Origin of the sequence: Bythopirellula goksoeyrii, from assembly GCF_008065115.1 — a bacterium.
In the GTDB taxonomy this organism is placed as follows: Bacteria; Planctomycetota; Planctomycetia; order Pirellulales; family Lacipirellulaceae; genus Bythopirellula; species Bythopirellula goksoeyrii.
Genome location: NZ_CP042913.1, coordinates 4,243,149 through 4,258,696 on the forward strand (window position 1 = coordinate 4,243,149; position 15,548 = coordinate 4,258,696).

Annotated in this window: 13 protein-coding genes; 6 read left to right on the forward strand and 7 right to left on the reverse strand. The window is 49.5% G+C overall.

Annotation, left to right across the window (positions count from 1 at the left end):
- The first annotated feature begins 1,477 nt into the window (after positions 1–1,477).
- Complete coding sequence (locus Pr1d_RS16890; protein WP_148074623.1) at positions 1,478–1,798, forward strand: hypothetical protein; 321 nt, start codon at positions 1,478–1,480, stop codon at positions 1,796–1,798.
- A gap of 27 nt (positions 1,799–1,825) precedes the next feature.
- Here the strand turns inward: Pr1d_RS16890 and Pr1d_RS16895 are convergent, their stop codons facing one another.
- Positions 1,826–3,286, reverse strand: a complete 1,461-nt coding sequence (locus Pr1d_RS16895; RefSeq protein WP_148074624.1) for a replication initiator protein A — start codon at positions 3,284–3,286, stop codon at positions 1,826–1,828.
- A gap of 864 nt (positions 3,287–4,150) precedes the next feature.
- On the opposite strand from Pr1d_RS16895, the gene Pr1d_RS16900 reads away from it, so the two are divergent.
- Together Pr1d_RS16900 and Pr1d_RS16905 are read left to right on the forward strand one after the other, a co-directional pair.
- Entirely contained in the window at positions 4,151–4,858 is a 708-nt protein-coding gene (locus Pr1d_RS16900; protein ID WP_168205296.1) for a ParA family protein, read from the forward strand.
- Between the two features lie 11 nt (positions 4,859–4,869).
- Entirely contained in the window at positions 4,870–5,283 is a 414-nt protein-coding gene (locus Pr1d_RS16905; protein WP_148074626.1) for a hypothetical protein, read from the forward strand.
- A 25-nt stretch (positions 5,284–5,308) separates the two neighbouring features.
- Here Pr1d_RS16905 and Pr1d_RS16910 read toward each other — a convergent pair whose 3' ends face one another.
- Positions 5,309–6,139: a hypothetical protein gene (locus Pr1d_RS16910; RefSeq protein ID WP_148074627.1), complete on the reverse strand. Its 831-nt coding sequence runs from the start codon at positions 6,137–6,139 to the stop codon at positions 5,309–5,311.
- Between the two features lie 641 nt (positions 6,140–6,780).
- Here Pr1d_RS16910 and Pr1d_RS16920 point away from each other — a divergent pair.
- A complete protein-coding gene (locus Pr1d_RS16920) occupies positions 6,781–7,983 on the forward strand; it encodes an ISH3 family transposase (protein WP_148074629.1) in 1,203 nt (400 codons plus the stop codon).
- 3 nt (positions 7,984–7,986) lie between these two features.
- Entirely contained in the window at positions 7,987–8,784 is a 798-nt protein-coding gene (locus Pr1d_RS16925) for a tyrosine-type recombinase/integrase (protein WP_148074630.1), read from the forward strand.
- 206 nt (positions 8,785–8,990) lie between these two features.
- Here the strand turns inward: Pr1d_RS16925 and Pr1d_RS25825 are convergent, their stop codons facing one another.
- Positions 8,991–9,164: a hypothetical protein gene (locus Pr1d_RS25825; protein ID WP_168205297.1), complete on the reverse strand. Its 174-nt coding sequence runs from the start codon at positions 9,162–9,164 to the stop codon at positions 8,991–8,993.
- A 3-nt stretch (positions 9,165–9,167) separates the two neighbouring features.
- On the opposite strand from Pr1d_RS25825, the gene Pr1d_RS16930 reads away from it, so the two are divergent.
- Positions 9,168–9,470 carry a hypothetical protein gene (locus Pr1d_RS16930; protein WP_148074631.1) on the forward strand — a complete coding sequence of 101 codons (303 nt, stop codon included), beginning with the start codon at positions 9,168–9,170 and terminating at the stop codon, positions 9,468–9,470.
- Positions 9,471–10,322: 852 nt separating this feature from the next.
- Here the strand turns inward: Pr1d_RS16930 and Pr1d_RS16935 are convergent.
- The 4 genes from Pr1d_RS16935 to Pr1d_RS16950 all read right to left on the reverse strand — a co-directional run bounded on the left by Pr1d_RS16935 (position 10,323) and on the right by Pr1d_RS16950 (position 15,053).
- Positions 10,323–10,568: a ParA family protein gene (locus tag Pr1d_RS16935; protein WP_238476526.1), complete on the reverse strand. Its 246-nt coding sequence runs from the start codon at positions 10,566–10,568 to the stop codon at positions 10,323–10,325.
- Between the two features lie 530 nt (positions 10,569–11,098).
- On the reverse strand, positions 11,099–11,845 hold the full coding sequence (locus Pr1d_RS16940) for a glucosamine-6-phosphate deaminase (RefSeq protein ID WP_148074632.1): 747 nt from the start codon (positions 11,843–11,845) through the stop codon (positions 11,099–11,101).
- A gap of 85 nt (positions 11,846–11,930) precedes the next feature.
- Positions 11,931–12,992 (reverse strand): Gfo/Idh/MocA family protein, encoded by a 1,062-nt coding sequence (locus tag Pr1d_RS16945; RefSeq protein ID WP_148074633.1) that lies wholly within the window; start codon positions 12,990–12,992, stop codon positions 11,931–11,933.
- Positions 12,993–13,445: 453 nt separating this feature from the next.
- Entirely contained in the window at positions 13,446–15,053 is a 1,608-nt protein-coding gene (locus Pr1d_RS16950) for a DUF7453 family protein (protein WP_148074634.1), read from the reverse strand.
- Positions 15,054–15,548: the final 495 nt, after the last annotated feature.

A 15,548-nucleotide genomic window follows, 5' to 3' on the forward strand; every position in this document is an offset into this window, starting at 1 on the left:
GCCTCTTGCCGAGTCCACGATGGGTTAAAGCCATCGCTTCCTCTTAGCAACCTCTACTTGACCCACACTCCCGTACCGCAGTTTCCAACTTGAGTAGTAACCGACTGGACCTCTATGAAGAGAGGTATCCAGCCCCCAAGTAGTCCGAGTCATGAACTCGACACACTACGGCTTAAGCTTCCCCGTTTAGTTACAGCCAGATTGCGAGCGAAACTTTCTCTTCGCCCTACCTAGTAGTCCTGTCGGTAAGTGGTATGACCCACGGTTCAAATGCGCTATGTACCTGGTTAAACCCAGGCCATAGTTGCGACCAGAGACTCTCTCTGTCCAGGTCTTTCGACCTGATAAACCTTTCAGCATACGGAGTAGTAGGCTCCGCTTACCCCACGCACTTGAATTGTTCCAGTTTGACTGCCCAGCTCTGCTAGGTTCTACACCCATAGGGATTACTCCCATGTAATGCTTCAGCTCTTCTGCCGATTGCCCTTTTCTGGCAACCCCCGCGTACAGTTCGGTACGCGATGCCTGGTGTTCAGCCCCCTAACAGGGGCCTAGATCGCCACTAAGACGCCACCATGACAACTCCGCATTGGGTGACACGTTGAACAGGCCATCACATTGGATGGTCCACAAGGCCGTACTGAGAAACAAGACTCAGCACAGCGAACCCCGTGTGCAGGATTCACGCCGCTTTGGCAATGGTACCTGCTTTGGAACAACTTCCTTGTTGTTTGATCCTTTGTTATCCAAAGGCTCACTGTAACGACCACCTGCACTCTATTGATAGACAGTGCAAGCAATATTTCACGGTCGCCGTACTTCCCTAGAGGATCGGTGTTTCTTACGAAACACCCCCCCAATTCACAGGATCGAATGCGGAGATTACTCTCAAACTTCAACGACTTCAGTACAAAGAAGTCTTTGCTCTTTAAGGATTACTTCACGCAAGCCTCCTTCGAGCTGGACTCAAAAACTCTCCCTGGAATCCTTTCCGGTAAAGAGCGAGTCACTGTAGGGTCAACGCTTCACGAGCCAGGCTTCCTGCCTGTCGTTTTACTGAAACGGGTGAAACACAAAAGAATCAATTCTTTGTTTCACCGCCCTTGCCCAAACCCGTCTCCGAGTAGGCAGCTCCACCATGAACACTAGTTGTGGGGTCATGACTCCCCATCTCCCTTAGCTGGTTGGTAAGGCCAGTTTACCGGGTCGTGTTCTCGGTCTGGATGATGTGCAATCTTCTGTCGAGAGGGGGAATTGCCCTCTCTGCAGTTCTTGACAACACGAGCGAACCACTCCTGATCAATGGTCGCTCTGACGAAAGAGAACATATCAGACCCCGCCAATAAAAATCAAACAGTAGTTGAAAAGATTTGCTTAGCCGGCTCAATCGTGCCAATATTTGAATCAGGCTAGCGGAGTGAATGAGCGGAGTCAGAGCGAAGGTAACTTTTTTTATTTTTGAAAGTGAGGTTCTACTATGGCTAAGAAAAGACCGTTCTCAGAAGCAGTACGTCGCCGAAATATCCAGGGGGCACTCTGGCAGAATTTCGATGGCAATGGCAATCCGTTTTACACGCCCAGTGTCACCCGGTCTTACAAAGACCAGAATGACCAGTGGCAAAACGAGGTGCTCCATGTTCCCCTCGACGATATCCCTCGGGTGATCGCCGTTTTGCAGGAAATGGAAACCAAAGCGTATGAGCAGATGCAAGTCGATTATGCGACTCGCTCGACAAATGGCGATTCAGAGGCCCAGGTACCCGTAGGGGCTGGTGCTGCTGAATCCGATAACTTCTAACCAAGTAAAGGTCGATGCTCTAGCCGCTCACACTCCTGCTAGACCTTTTTTACCCTTTTGGCTATTCCTGTGGGTTTTGTTCCAGTGGGCACGGACTGCTCTCAGTTGCCAATCTTGGGCCGCTTCGATGTCTCCCGCCTCATGGCTCTGATCGAAGTATCGTTTGAACAGGCCGTAGCGAAGGGACTGTTCAGCATAGTCATCGAATGATCCGTCAACTTGTAATTGGGTAACAAATTCTTGGAATTGGGCCTCTTCTGCAGTTTGTTGTTGTTTTTCAGCCGCTTGTTGTTTTTGCTGCCGCTTGGCAACTCGGCGCTCAGCAGCCTGTTTGGACTCAGCTTCAGCTTGGAGCAATTCTTTTGATTTGTAGCCACTGGGGTTTGGCCAGTCGTGTCGGATGGAATCGACCAGATAACCTGCTGGATTCTTCTGGATGCCAGGGTCTGACTTTTCGACAAGCCAGTCATGGACTGCTATTTTTTCCGCAATGAGCGATTCGGGACATGTATCGATTAGACTCCCGGCGCAGGTGGGTTTCCTGCGCCCTTGGCTCACCCCACGCTTTTGAAGTTCCAGTTCGAGTTTGTTTTCACATTTTACTTGCTCCGGTAATTCTTTGGCGAGGTTTCTCCTTAGTTCAAGACCACCTGTTTTCGTGTACCTGTTAGGAAACGCGTCTTTTCGCAAGTAACCCATAGTAGTCAACTCTTTGATTCCTTTGTCGAGTAGGCGTTTCAAGTTGGCAGTATCGTAGTTTCTGCTGAGGCCAATTTTTTCCTGGGCAAATACCAGCACGTCAGGATGCCTGAACACAGGGGAATACCAGAACCACTTATCGAGATAGCGGTAAAGTTGTTTGGAGACTGGATACTTGAGTCGCTGGTAGAACTCATAGTCGAGCCCCTTGGTGCGTTCCTTGCGGAATTCTTCGACGACCACACTCCCCAGTACCACGTAGGAGGGGTCTTGGATTTGTTCTCCTTTAGTGCGTCTACCGGTTCCTCGTTTCTTCTCAAACAACTCAAAATCGTCAATCAGTGAAAATCCCTTGGTCTTGAACTTTCCGTCCACCCACCAGGCGTTTTCATAGTAGAGGGTGACCCCTTTCCAGATTTTTAAGGCCTCTCGGGTTACCCGGTAGTAGTGGGCATCGTCTGGCCAGCCAACCTTCTTCAGCAGCTCGTAGCGGGTGAATTCTATCCGGGGATTGTTGTAGTCCCCTCGTTCATTAAATACCTGCAGGAGGGCTACCAGGAGCTTGTGGTGCGTGATCGTGGGGAGGCCGTATTTGTCAGAACCCGTGATGGTGAGTTTTTGGTGAAGCGGCTTGCCGTCGATGAGCTTCGTTTCATTGAATTCAAGCGTTTTGATATTTTTAGGAACTGTGGTCGAGAGGACCGACAAAGGGAACTCGACCAGATTCAGCCCATCGACACCTCTTGAAGTTGTTTTCCCTGAATCAGATTTACGTTTCGCCTGTCCCATTACCAACCCAAACAGAAAAAAACATCAACAGAAAGCAGTGTTGTTGTTTTGATTGATCTATTTAACAAGATTGTCTCCTTCTAAGTCCTTGGTTTCATTTGCGATCCGCCGACAATCCTGTATCAGATTACGGTAGTCTCTGTACGGGATGCCGGTAGATCCTGTACGGGATTACGGTAGTTCCTGTACCAGCTTACGGTAGTTGGTGTGATGCTATTTCGACCAAAGTGCGATTCAGCTAATCTCCTCGCCATTGAGAAACCACAACAAAAAAGATCTTGACCAGACGGACCTGAGCAGTTTATTGGAGAAGCACCACACAACTCCTGGCCTGCTCGGTTCGGTCGCCAGAACCAAGTGCACGCTTTCAAAAACACCCGCTCTTCCAGGCGGGTTTTTTTGTGCCTGAAAGTTTACAAGAATCAGAGTTTTTCGAAGTTCCTGTCCACTTCAAGCAACTTGAAGTTACGCTAGCTCAGAAGTAACTCTCATAGCAAGATGAAAAGACGTTCTGTTACTTCTTGTCCAACTGGCTATCAGGCGAATGTTGCAGCCATCGTTCTGCAGCTTTATCGCCCAAACGAGTATGCGACCACTGCAGTCAACTCCCGGTTTTCCGACTGAACGTTCACCCGAGGCACCTAGCGATTACCGATTCGTTATCACGAGCTATCGTTCCAGCAATCGCCGTATCAGTGCGGTGACTTTTCGCTATGGCGAAACACCGCATTAGGGATTCAGCGATACTTACAGCGTTCTGTCTCACGTGCGACCGCGCGATTTCTCACGCGGTCGCACGACCGGACGAGCAACCGTTCAAAAAGCCTCTTGCGAGATATGAGATTTCTGTGTCAGGGTAAAATCATGAATATTACCTTTGCACACAGTAAGGGTGGGGTCACTAAATCCGCCCTGGCCAGTAATTTGAGTGTTTGGCTCCATAGAAAAGGCCATCAGGTGGCAGCCATCGATCTCGATGCTGGCGAATATGGCAATAAATCACTCACTACCAGCGTAGGGCAGGCGGCTCCAGAGATTCCCATCTATCAACCCGCCAGCCCTGAAGAGCTACGAGACCTGTTACCTCAACTGGCAGAACAGTTTCATTTCACGGTGGCCGATGCCCCGGGAGGCTTTCAGAGTACGGCAAAGACCAATATCGAACTGTTAAAGCACAGCGATTTTGTGCTGATACCGGTAAAGCCCGAGTTCGATGCGATTGAGCCTCTTTCTGTCGTAGAACAGATAATCGCTGAAGCTCGCATCCAGAATCCACTTTTGGAGGCACGGGTAATTATCAACTGTCTCGATGGTCGGACCCGGACAGGCCGAGACCCTCAGAGCGTTGTCGATCTTGTTCATATAATCAGTCCTAACTTGCGAGTCATGAATCAAAAAGTACGGATTGATAGCTCTGCCTTTCAAACTGCCAGAATAAATGGGTCGGTCGTCATTCAGGGAGGAAGGTCTCCTGCTCAGGAAGACCTTAACGCTCTTTTTGCCGAACTCTTGAGTGACATGATCGTTACCATCAGTCAGCACAGTCAACAAATGGCAGCAGCGAACAGTTAGGGAGAATATACATGAAACAGAATCGGACGATGGATGAAGCCCTTACTGCTGCTAAAGAATTACGCAAGAATCTCGTCACAACTTCAAGTTCGCCGCAGCCGGAGTCTGACTCGCACCTGAAAGTCATCGATTCAAAGAGAAATTCGGAATACCCGCATCGGGAGGAATCTGATCCTGATCTAGAAACTATCAGTTCAGCAAAGAGCGAACAGTCAACCGAATTCGTGGCAAGCACAAAACCTGTTTGGGTACGACATACAATCGGTCTTAGAGATACCACCAGCCTGAGACTCCGAGATGCAGCCGATGGTCAGAAACGAAAAGAGCGGCATGGGCAACTTGGGGTAGGAGAGCCGGCTAATGAACAGGAAATTGCTGATCTGGGAATTACCCTAGCTCTCAAGCAATTGGGATACGATCCCTAAGAAAACAATTAATCGGATTCTTCCTTTAGGAACTCACCGATCTCAAACGCCTGACATAATTAAAATACGTGGCCCGACAACCACCACCCTGGAGAATAAACTGCTGGGCCCTTGCTTCTTGGGTTGCGTACGTTTCGTCTCTCAAAAGCTCAAGTGCCAGCCGAGTACGCTTATTCCCAACCGAGTCAGGAATTACCCGCTTCCAGTCGAGGCCGGCATTCTTTAGCTCCCGGGCCCGGTAATAAAGTCGCATCGACGGGGAGGGTATTTGAGCGAGTCGTTCGCCGATCCAGTCAAAGATTTCCGGGTCATCAAACCATTTTTTAGCTCTTAGATGAACCTCTAATGCAGTTGGCTGAAACAAGAGCACCTGACTGCGATCTTCGACAGCTGCGGTATTGTGATTTGTGCTCTTCCAGTCGTTACTGATAATCACCACTCGACTACTGGTCGTAAATTCACGAGGAATTCCTTCTCTTTCTAAGCCCTTGGCAGCCGTATACCAGGTGACCCGTTTTTCTGGTTCCGTCTGGCACAGATTCTTCAGGAGTCTGACTCCGTTCTTATCTGCATGGAGAGAATCGACATCGTCAATCACAATAAACTGGTCACGGTGTTTGTAAAGTTCCACATAGATCCGAAACGGACTGGCGTTTCCTTCAATCCAGCAGATATCCTTCGAGAGAGTTTTTTGCACAATCCTGCTTTTGGCGAGTCCCCGGGCACCTACGCGTATCACCAGATTGAGGTGCCCGCCAGCAAAGGCCCTCACAAAGTTTTCGAGTTCCTCGTAAGTAGTGAGAATGAGGGCGTTTCTGGGAACGGACTTTCTTTTTTGACGTGAGGCATGCGTCATACGTTAAGGCTAACACGGGCATCCTATATAACGCACCCTGGTTTTTTGTAGACACTTAGACTCTCCTTTCACGACAATCCGAATTATTCTCTATCAATCCTGACCTAGCATTCAATGGAGAACACAGTGATCGTCGAAATTGTTTTTAGCGATTTCGACTGTTGGACTCCACTTGAGGTCGGAGTGCCGACAGGATTCTTCAATCTTTCAGATAGCTTAGCACTGACAATCAGCAATCAAAAACGCTGTTCTTTAGAAATCGTGAAGTGCGCGGTGGGTTTCAAAATGTCGTTTTTGAAACTCCCTCGCTGTGGCATGATGCGAGTGATGGTCAAAGATGGTTTAATCATTCCAGAAAGTGAGGCAAGTGCCAGCGAAGTCCTTCTTGCTCATCGTTCTCTCCCGCCCCTCATCCAGCGAGCAGGTCCCATCTCAAGGAGAAGATTTTTGGAATTCTTCGCAGCACAAATTCGTAACCCTGGGACTCGCGAGGCGTATGCCCGTGATGCTGCACGATTCTTCGACTGGTGTGATCAATACACTATCAGTAGTTCCCAATACGGGAGATTTCTCTAGGTGAACGCAAGGTCCCTCAGGACAATGGTTTTTGTCAAATCAAATCATTCTCCAAGGAGGGAGCCATGCGTTCACAACAGGATTATATCGTTACCAAGAATGAAGTACACGGCTATGCCAACGATTGGCTGGCTAGGTCTTTGAAGTTGGAGTACAAAAGGACTAAATGCACTGCCAGCACGTTATTCGAGATTCTGTTGATCGCAGCGGCGCGGATGACCAGCGTTTTCGCTGTGTGTCGCGACTTGGCCGATGCACCGTGCGACCAAACGATTCGCAATGCGCTCGACTCATCGCTCCCCGATATCTCCGAACTGGAGCGTCGACTGAATCGCTCGCTGGTAACCGAACTTCCCAAAGCCCTGTTTCGCAAGCGGCGGAGAATAGCCGTCGATCTAACGTTGATTCCCTATCATGGTCAGCCACTGGAGCACGAAAAGGAAATCTATCGCAGCGCACCCAAGAGTGGCACAACACACTTTCATGCCTACGCGACCGTGGCGGTGGTCCACAAAGGCCATCGTTATACACTCGCTTTGACCCCTGTGGAGCATGGCGAAAAGCTCAAGGCAGTGCTCCAGCGACTGCTGGTCATCGTTCGTCGTCGGCAGGTGAAAATACGATTTCTCCTGCTAGACAAGGAGTTTTTCAACGTCGAGGTGATGTCTTACTTGAAGCGTGCTGGGCACGGTTTCATTATTCCAGCGGTCGTGCGGGGTCGCAAACCGAAGCGTGGCAAGCAGGCGACGGGTCTGCGTGCGATCCAAAAGAAGAAGAACGGTTACTATCGTTATCGTCATCAAGGCAAGATCGACGGCAAAACTCGCCGTACCCAGCTCACGATCTGCGTTGCCAGCAAGAGGTATACGCACAAGAAGTCTGGCAAGCGTCGCACCAAGAAGCTGATGTACGCGGTTTGGAAAGTTCGCCTGACCCCCAAAGAGATACGCGAAACCTACCGCACTCGCTTTGGCATCGAGACCAGCTATCGCCAGATGAACGAAGCGCGGATCAAGACCTGTACCCGGGACCCCGCCTTGCGGCTGCTTTTTGTCGGCATCGCCTTGGTGCTGCGAAACGTTTGGGTCTGGCTGCATTTCAAGATGGCCAAAGGAAAATGGAGCGACCAACCGCAACTATTCCTAAAGTTACTCCGCTTCCGAGAAATGCTGCTCTGGATCAGCCAAGTCGTTGGAAAGCACCTCGGAGCCGACCGCAAGCAAGGCATCGAATATGAAGCCTATCAAAGACTTACAGAAAACTACTGAAGCATGTCGTATTGGGAACTACTGACTATCGAATTGGCTCAAATCTCACCGCTAGCGGTTGCCAGTTATATAGAACAACTGACAGGCGAGTTGAGTGCTCCCACCGTCAAACTTCATCTGGCAGCGATTCGCTCCTTATTCGATTACCTGGTCACGGGACAGGTTGTACCGCTCAATCCAGCAGCGGCCGTGCGAGGTCCCAGGCACGTGGTCAAAAAGGGCAAAACTCCTGTGCTTACAGCAGAAGAGGCGCGGCAACTGTTGGATGGCATCGATTTACGGACGATTGCCGGCGTGCGAGACCGCGCTTTAATTGGACTGCTTGTGTATAGTTTTGCGAGGGTCTCGGCAGCCGTTGGAATGGATGTTGGCGACTACTTTTCGCAAGGAAGACGGATGTGGTTTCGACTCCATGAAAAAGGGGGCAAGCATCATGAAGTGCCAGCTCACCATAAAGCTGAGGAATACGTAGAGGCTTACATGCAATGTGCTGGAATTCGTGTTGATTCTCAAGGCCCTATTTTTCGCACCATTGATCCTAGGAGCAATCTGACTGTGGTCCGAATGCACCGGGTTGATGTGCTACGAATGATTAAGCGGCGAGCGCGACAGGTAGGGCTTTCTTCCCGAGTCTGTTGTCATATTTTCCGGGCAACGGGAATCACCGCCTATCTGCAATGCGGTGGGTTGCTGGAATACGCCCAAAGAATGGCCGCCCATGAGTCTGTACGAAGCACTAAACTCTATGACCGAACTTCGGACACGATTAACCTCGATGAGATTGAGAAGATTCAGATCTGATGTGAGAATATAGGATGTTTTTCCGCAATCGTGCTGTTCAACAAGTTTGTCACACAATATCGACCGGTAATACGCGGTTGAAGTGGCTGCCCAGGCACTCGATCAAACGCACATGATTGTCACAAATCTTGATTGATTTGTCATAAGCGAATGACGACGCATTGCAGGCACCCACGATGCGTCAGAGCACATTCTAGAACTGCTCGTCAGGCGGTTTTGCGTTCGTAGTGCTTCAATACGCCGCCAAGCCACTGTCGGCAGACGATCTCATCGCTCCCGTCCAACGGGTCGTCAACCTCAGGCCAAACCCCGAGTAACGGCTTGTTCTCCTTCCGCTGATGAGGACGAGCCTGGTGATAGTATTCGAGATAAGCAGACACGAGATGATCGAGGTGCCCCAAGCCGAAGGCGATGAATCGGTTAAGGCACTCACCGCCGATCTACCCACCCCAGCGCTCGACGAACGCGTTCTGATTCGGGGCTCGGGGAGCGGTGGGCTCTATCCTGACACCGTTGTCAGTGAAGACCTGATCGAATCGGTTGGAGTACTTGAAATCGAGCTCGCGGACGAGGTATTAAACCGGAAGCTCCATTCCACGGGCTTGCTCAAGCATCAATCCGGCTTGAGCTGTTACCCACTTATTATCGGGCTTGATCGTCGCAGGAGAGCAGATCACCCGCCGTGATCTGACATGCAGGAAGGCCAGGACATAGGCCTGCCTAAGCCCGGTGCTGGTCATCACCATCTTCGAGAAGAAGTCACATTGCCAGAGAGTGTCAGCGTGAATCTTCGCGAAGTCGTCCCACGTACCAGGGCCACGTTTCGGTCCCGGATGAAGACCTTCTTCTTTGAGGATGGTACGTACGGTTGTTCGGCCACAGCAGCGAATTCGCTATTTGCGTAGTTCGCCCACAATTCGCCCGTATCCCCATTGATTCTCTCTCGCTAAGCGAACCACGATCTGACGGATGGTTTCGGAGGTACCTTTTCTTCCCATTTTCTTCGTCGGCTTCTTGCCCTGGCTTCTCCTCTCGAGCCATCTGCGATAAGTTCGCGGGTGCACAATGGAAATCAACTTCAGCACCTCCGAGCCGATACTGTCACCCAATTCGAGTAGCTGTTGCCTCTCTTCGTTGGTAAGGAAGATACGCTACTTTCGGACCCGCTTGAGGGTCATTTCTAGCTCGGCCTTCAAGAAAAGAATCTGCCGCCTCAAGAGCTCTTCATCAGTTCTGGCAAATAGAAAGAACAGGGGTGAGAACCAGTCGCGCATCGGACCAACATTCCTTGCGAGTAGTCGAGAATCAGGAGTGACAAGCCTTCTGAACCCTGGTGTATGACGATTCTCTCACGCGAACTATCTTTGGCAAGTATTCCTGTGGACTGATTCGATGACAATTGTTCTTCAAAATCGACTACACCGTTGGCAGGAAGAAAAATGCTAAAACCTGCTAAAAGATGCTAAAACTTGCTAAGTCTTGTCAGCAGTGAGAAGTGTAGTAAGATCGCGTTTCACGCTTGTTTTCAAGTGGTCTCGCTAAATTCGCCCGATGATTCTCATAACCTCGAGGTCGTCGCCGAAATGGCGAACTCGACGAGCTTCGGCGATCCAGGTTGAACTGGAACGCTGTTTGTCAGTATCAAGCAGAGCCACAGTCTTCCCAAGGTCGAATAGCAATACGGCAAGATGCACGGCCAGCGTTGACTTCCCTACTCCGCCTTTACTATTTGCAAACGCGATTAACATGTGCCCAGAGTAGCGCGTCTGCGAGCGGTATGACAAGTATGTATCGTTGAAAACCTGTTAGTTGGGAAAACGAATGAGTTGCTTATGGACAAGCCACTAATGGTGATGGTATGTAATCAAGTCAGCCAGTTGGTTTTTTTATATACAGTGTACCACGCTTTCCTGAAATTCGGCAGGTTTTAGTGCGGACTTGCAAACTTACTTGAAAACACACTTACTGATATGCACGGAAGTGTTCAGTGGGTACGACGTAACCGTTTCACGATCCTTTCAATTACCCACAAGTATTGCCGTATTCCCGATTCTAAGTCGAGATCAATCCAATTGCTTGTGTGCGAGCTTTGATTGCAGAGATCATGTATGTTTAGAGGCCAGCGATATGGAAGCGTGAGTCGACTGAGAAATTAAGAGTTGTGAGTTTTCTGAACAACATTTGAAAAAGCGAAAATGGCAGGCATTATGAATTACTTGCGCCGACAAGCGCTGGCTGTTGAAGTCGCCACCAGCGTATGCATTGACTTGTATGTCAACGAATCGGCTCAAGCAATTTTGTGTAAGTGTAGCGGTCATTCGTGCTTCGAGAGCAAAGCAGCAGAATGAGAGTCGAGAAATAGCGATGTATGTGGGTGCTCTTGAAGAATAGAAGCTGGTACTTGATTACTGACAGGACCTTCCACCGAATTACGGACTGCCTGAGCTTTTCGTTCGTCGGGTACAGTACATATGACATGCTTTGATTTCATGATTTGTCGAACCGACATACTGATTGCTTGGTGAGGCACGCCGTCGAGTGAGCGGAACCAGCCCTCGCCAACTTGCTGCTTCCGGCATTGTTCGTCTAGACGCACTACAATAAATGGAGACTCTGTTTCGAAATTGGCGGGGGGGTCGTTGAAGGCGATGTGGCAGTTCTCGCCGATTCCAATGAAAGCGACATCGACGGGTTCCTGGCGAATTAAGTTGCCAACGCGAAGGCATTCTTCCTCGGCATTGGACTCTGCATTGAGAAAGTTGACTTCTCGTGGGGGTAATGCGAGATGCCTTATAAACCGCTCCCAGAGAAAACGGCGAAAAGATGCTGGGTGTTCGATGGGAAGTCCTACGTACTCATCCAAGTGAAAGAGTCTAACTGTTTGCCATTTGATGTCCGGTTCTTTCAAAAGTGCTTCGACCATTTGAATTTGGGAAGCTGCCGAAGCCATGACAACTGTTGCTCGACCTCTTGCTTCAATAGCAGCACGAATTTCTCTAGCCCCGGCCGAAGCCGCATGCTCAGCAACTGTAGCTAAATCTTGGAAAATCTGGATTTCCACGGATATCTCCTTGAGTCATGGTACGACAAGTTACGCGTTCGATTCTCTCGATGGAAGCGAGTAGAGTTGCAATTAAGAGGTAGCTTTACTTTGTTGGGGCTGACGTTATAGTATTTGGGTCGTCCAAGTTTTTCTTACGGGCACGATTTATGATGCTGCTAATTGAGATCGGTATTCCCTCTTGATCGCGACTTTCGTCTGCTGCTTCCATAATGGCCAAGATTTCCAGCGTGATTCGAGGGCTAATTGGCGGAATGCGACTGACAAAGAACTTGCATATTTCATTGACAAGATTGTCGTACCCAGAGAACCCCGTTTTGGAAGCCACAGTCTTGTCGCCATAGACCGTAAACGAATAGACTGCACCCTTGGTAGACAAAGCCCAGGTCGCCCCCTGCCGTCCGTCTGACCAACAGCCGACGATTAGCGCCCCAATCTTGGAGTCGTGGCGTGCGACAGTTTCACAGCCAGGTCCTAAGAGTGCAGAGAGGGCCTCGATCCCATGGATTCCGTACCAGAACAAGTCTGGATGATGGGGTTCCAATTGAAAAGGTGTCGAAGTTGCCGCTCCGAGTACGTTACCAGTTTTATTGGATTTAGTTACAAGGTCCACCTCCGGGCAAAATCTAAGTGCTGATGAGGAGAAGAAGGGGGTATTTGTCTCTTCAGCGATCCGCATGATTTCGAGAAAGTCGGCCACAGAGGCAGCTGCGGGCTTGTCGATAAAGACCGGCTTGCCCATCGCGATCCTGCGAAATTGATCAAGGTGTGCGCGTCCGTCGACGCTTTCCAGCAGAATTGCGTCGACATCGGCGACTGCCTCTTCGGGAGAGTCAACAATCGCAATGCCGGCCTCCGCAAGTTGCTTGGAAAAGTCCATTACCCGATCTCTACTACTTGGAATATCGGAACTCCCACCCGGGTAGGCAACCACTACTTGTACGTCGGCAAGTGGCCCTATGGCGTTCTCCGAATTCATCAACGTCGTGAAGGCAATTGCGTGGCTTGTATCTGTACCAATGATAGCAACCTTTAGGGGCTCTCCTGCCCGAGCAGTGCTAAGTACAACATTTACCAGAAAGCTGAGAAATAGTGGCAAAAGCATTATGGAAGTCGAATAGGGAACAATCCGATTGAACATAGTCATAAATTGATTCTTTCTCTCGTATTGGAGGTTCGACATCCAATGATGTGATTAGCGTACTACGACCACGATGAGAGATCCAACCCGTAGTTATCCTGCCAGAGAGCGAGATCATCCGCATCCACGTCCCCATCTCCATCAAAATCTCCCTCTTCAAAAGTCTTGTCGGTAGCGTTGGGAGCATAGTGAGACTGTCACCAGAGGAAACTCGAGCCGTCGACATCATTGTCCAAGTCGTGATCGCGGGGGAGGATAACAAAAGTGAAGAAGAAATACCCGCCAGTTGAACCATTGACTGATGGAAACGACGTCGGAGACGTGTCAGAAAGACCGTTGAGTAATCTCCAATTACCATCGAATCGATTTCCGCTAGCATCATGAATGGCCGTGGAAGAACTGCCGGGGTTATTGGATAGGCTTTTAGTCTTTATTCAGCTGAAATGTAATTAACCATGACTAAAAGAAGGTGCGATTCTTTGTGCATCGAAACAACAAGCCCACAACAGCTATGCAAAGTAATAGCGATGAACTCGGCTCAGGGATAGCGACAAGATCGGAGACAAAGATTCCACTAGAACCATCTGTGAATCGTGCCCTAAATGCCACCTGCCCCAAATCGTTGAAGCCGCTTGCTCGACCATCCTCATTCCCACTGCCCCCGACAAAACCCAATTCGCTAATCTGTCGAAAATCGGTACCCAATCCGTTGTCGATGTCAAGCAGATCACCTTCTCGGACTATCAAGGTCAGCACTCCCGATGAATTTTGCGCCCAAATACCACTATTGTTGTTGGAGCCAACACCTAAGCCAGTGAGATAGCCTAAAAACGCTGCTTGCCCCATTGCATTGATGATTGGGTCTTCGAAGCTAGAAAAGGTAGCACTCGTGCCCGAAGCTGGATGACCCGAACGAGCCAATAGCGCGAGCGAGCCATTTCCTTCAGACCATATACCATGATTATTGCTGGCACTTACTTGTTCGCCTTCGAGAGTGGCACGGAATAACACTTGTCCTGCACCATTCATTACAGGGTCGCTGAAACTAGCAAAATTACCGTCAACACCTGGAGCAACACTACCCTCACGGGCAATCAATATGATCGAGCCACTACCACCCGACCAAACACCACTATCATTGTTGCTATCCACTTCGGTCCCTAACAGGTTTCCCAAGAACGCTGTTTGACTCGCATTATTCACCACGGGAAGTCCAAAACCAGAGAAGCTTGCGTTCGTGCCAGGAGCTACCTCGCCCTCACGCACAACCAATACTAGAGAGCCATCTGAGCCGTACCAAATACCACTGTTGTTGTTGCTGATCACACCTGTTCCGGAGAGAATACCTCGAAAAGCGATCTTACCCAGGCCGTTAAGAACGGGAAACTCGGAGCCAGAAAAAATTGCTCCCGTGCCGGGTGCTGCGTTCCCATCGCGAACTACCAGAGTGAGCGAACCACTTCCCTCGGACCAAATACCGCGGTCGTTGCCATGATCTACATCGATTCCGGAGAGCTGACCGTGAAATGCTGTTTGGCCTGAATTATTGAAGACTGGGGGAAGGGCTATTCTAGAAAAAATCACGGTGGTATCCGGCGCCGCATCACCTTCGCGTGCCACTAAGGCAATTGGGCCACCTCCCTCAGACCAAATACCGCGGTCGTTGTTGGGGTCTACTCCCAAACCTGCGAGCCCCCCCAAGAATGCTATTTGACCCGCGTTGTTCAAAACAGGGTCGCTAAGGCTGGAAAAATTTGCACTAGTGCCTGGGGCTGCACTACTCTCACGCGCCACCAAACCAAGTGTGCCAGTTCCTTCGGACCAGAGACCGAGATCATTACTGGGGTCTACTCCTGGGCCTGCGAGAGTTCCAGGAAATGCAGTTTGCCCATGATCGTTTAGGACAGGGAGTCCGAAACTGGAAAAAATATCGCCGGAATCAGGGGCAACATTACTTGAGACCGCTACCGTTCTTAGTCCTTCCGCTTCGGCATTTGTCCCCAAACTCTCCAGCAAGCCAATGCCAACGAAAGCTAAATAAAGAACAGTGCATCTTATAATATTCATAAATGAAATTCACCGGTTCGACAAGAATGTGAGAAAAAAATAAAAGGCAGATGTACATCTATCCATTGCAGAATTCACAATAGTCAATAGATACTTTCATACTAAACCCAGTCTAAAACTCATGCAATAAGAGTGGTAATTACAGGCACCTTGTGAGTTGGTATCTACCATCTATGGCGAGTAGTTATTCACTATTATTGTCGAATTAGGACTCTTTAATTCTTACTCATTAACTGTTGGACAAACTGTTGTTTGCCTACGAATTCCGACATTTTCGCCTTTAACTGCCCTTGAGAAGCCATTTTGATTCATGGTTGGCACTTGCTAAACAGTACCCATTAGACTGTTAGACAATCTTCTTGCATAAGAGTCTACTTAAATCTGGGTCTGGACGAAAAAGCTTGTTTGTTAAACGACCTGGTATTGATTGAAGGCGAAGCAGCTACGCGGTTGAGAGAACATGAAGGACAATGACGAGGTTTCCCATGGAGTGCT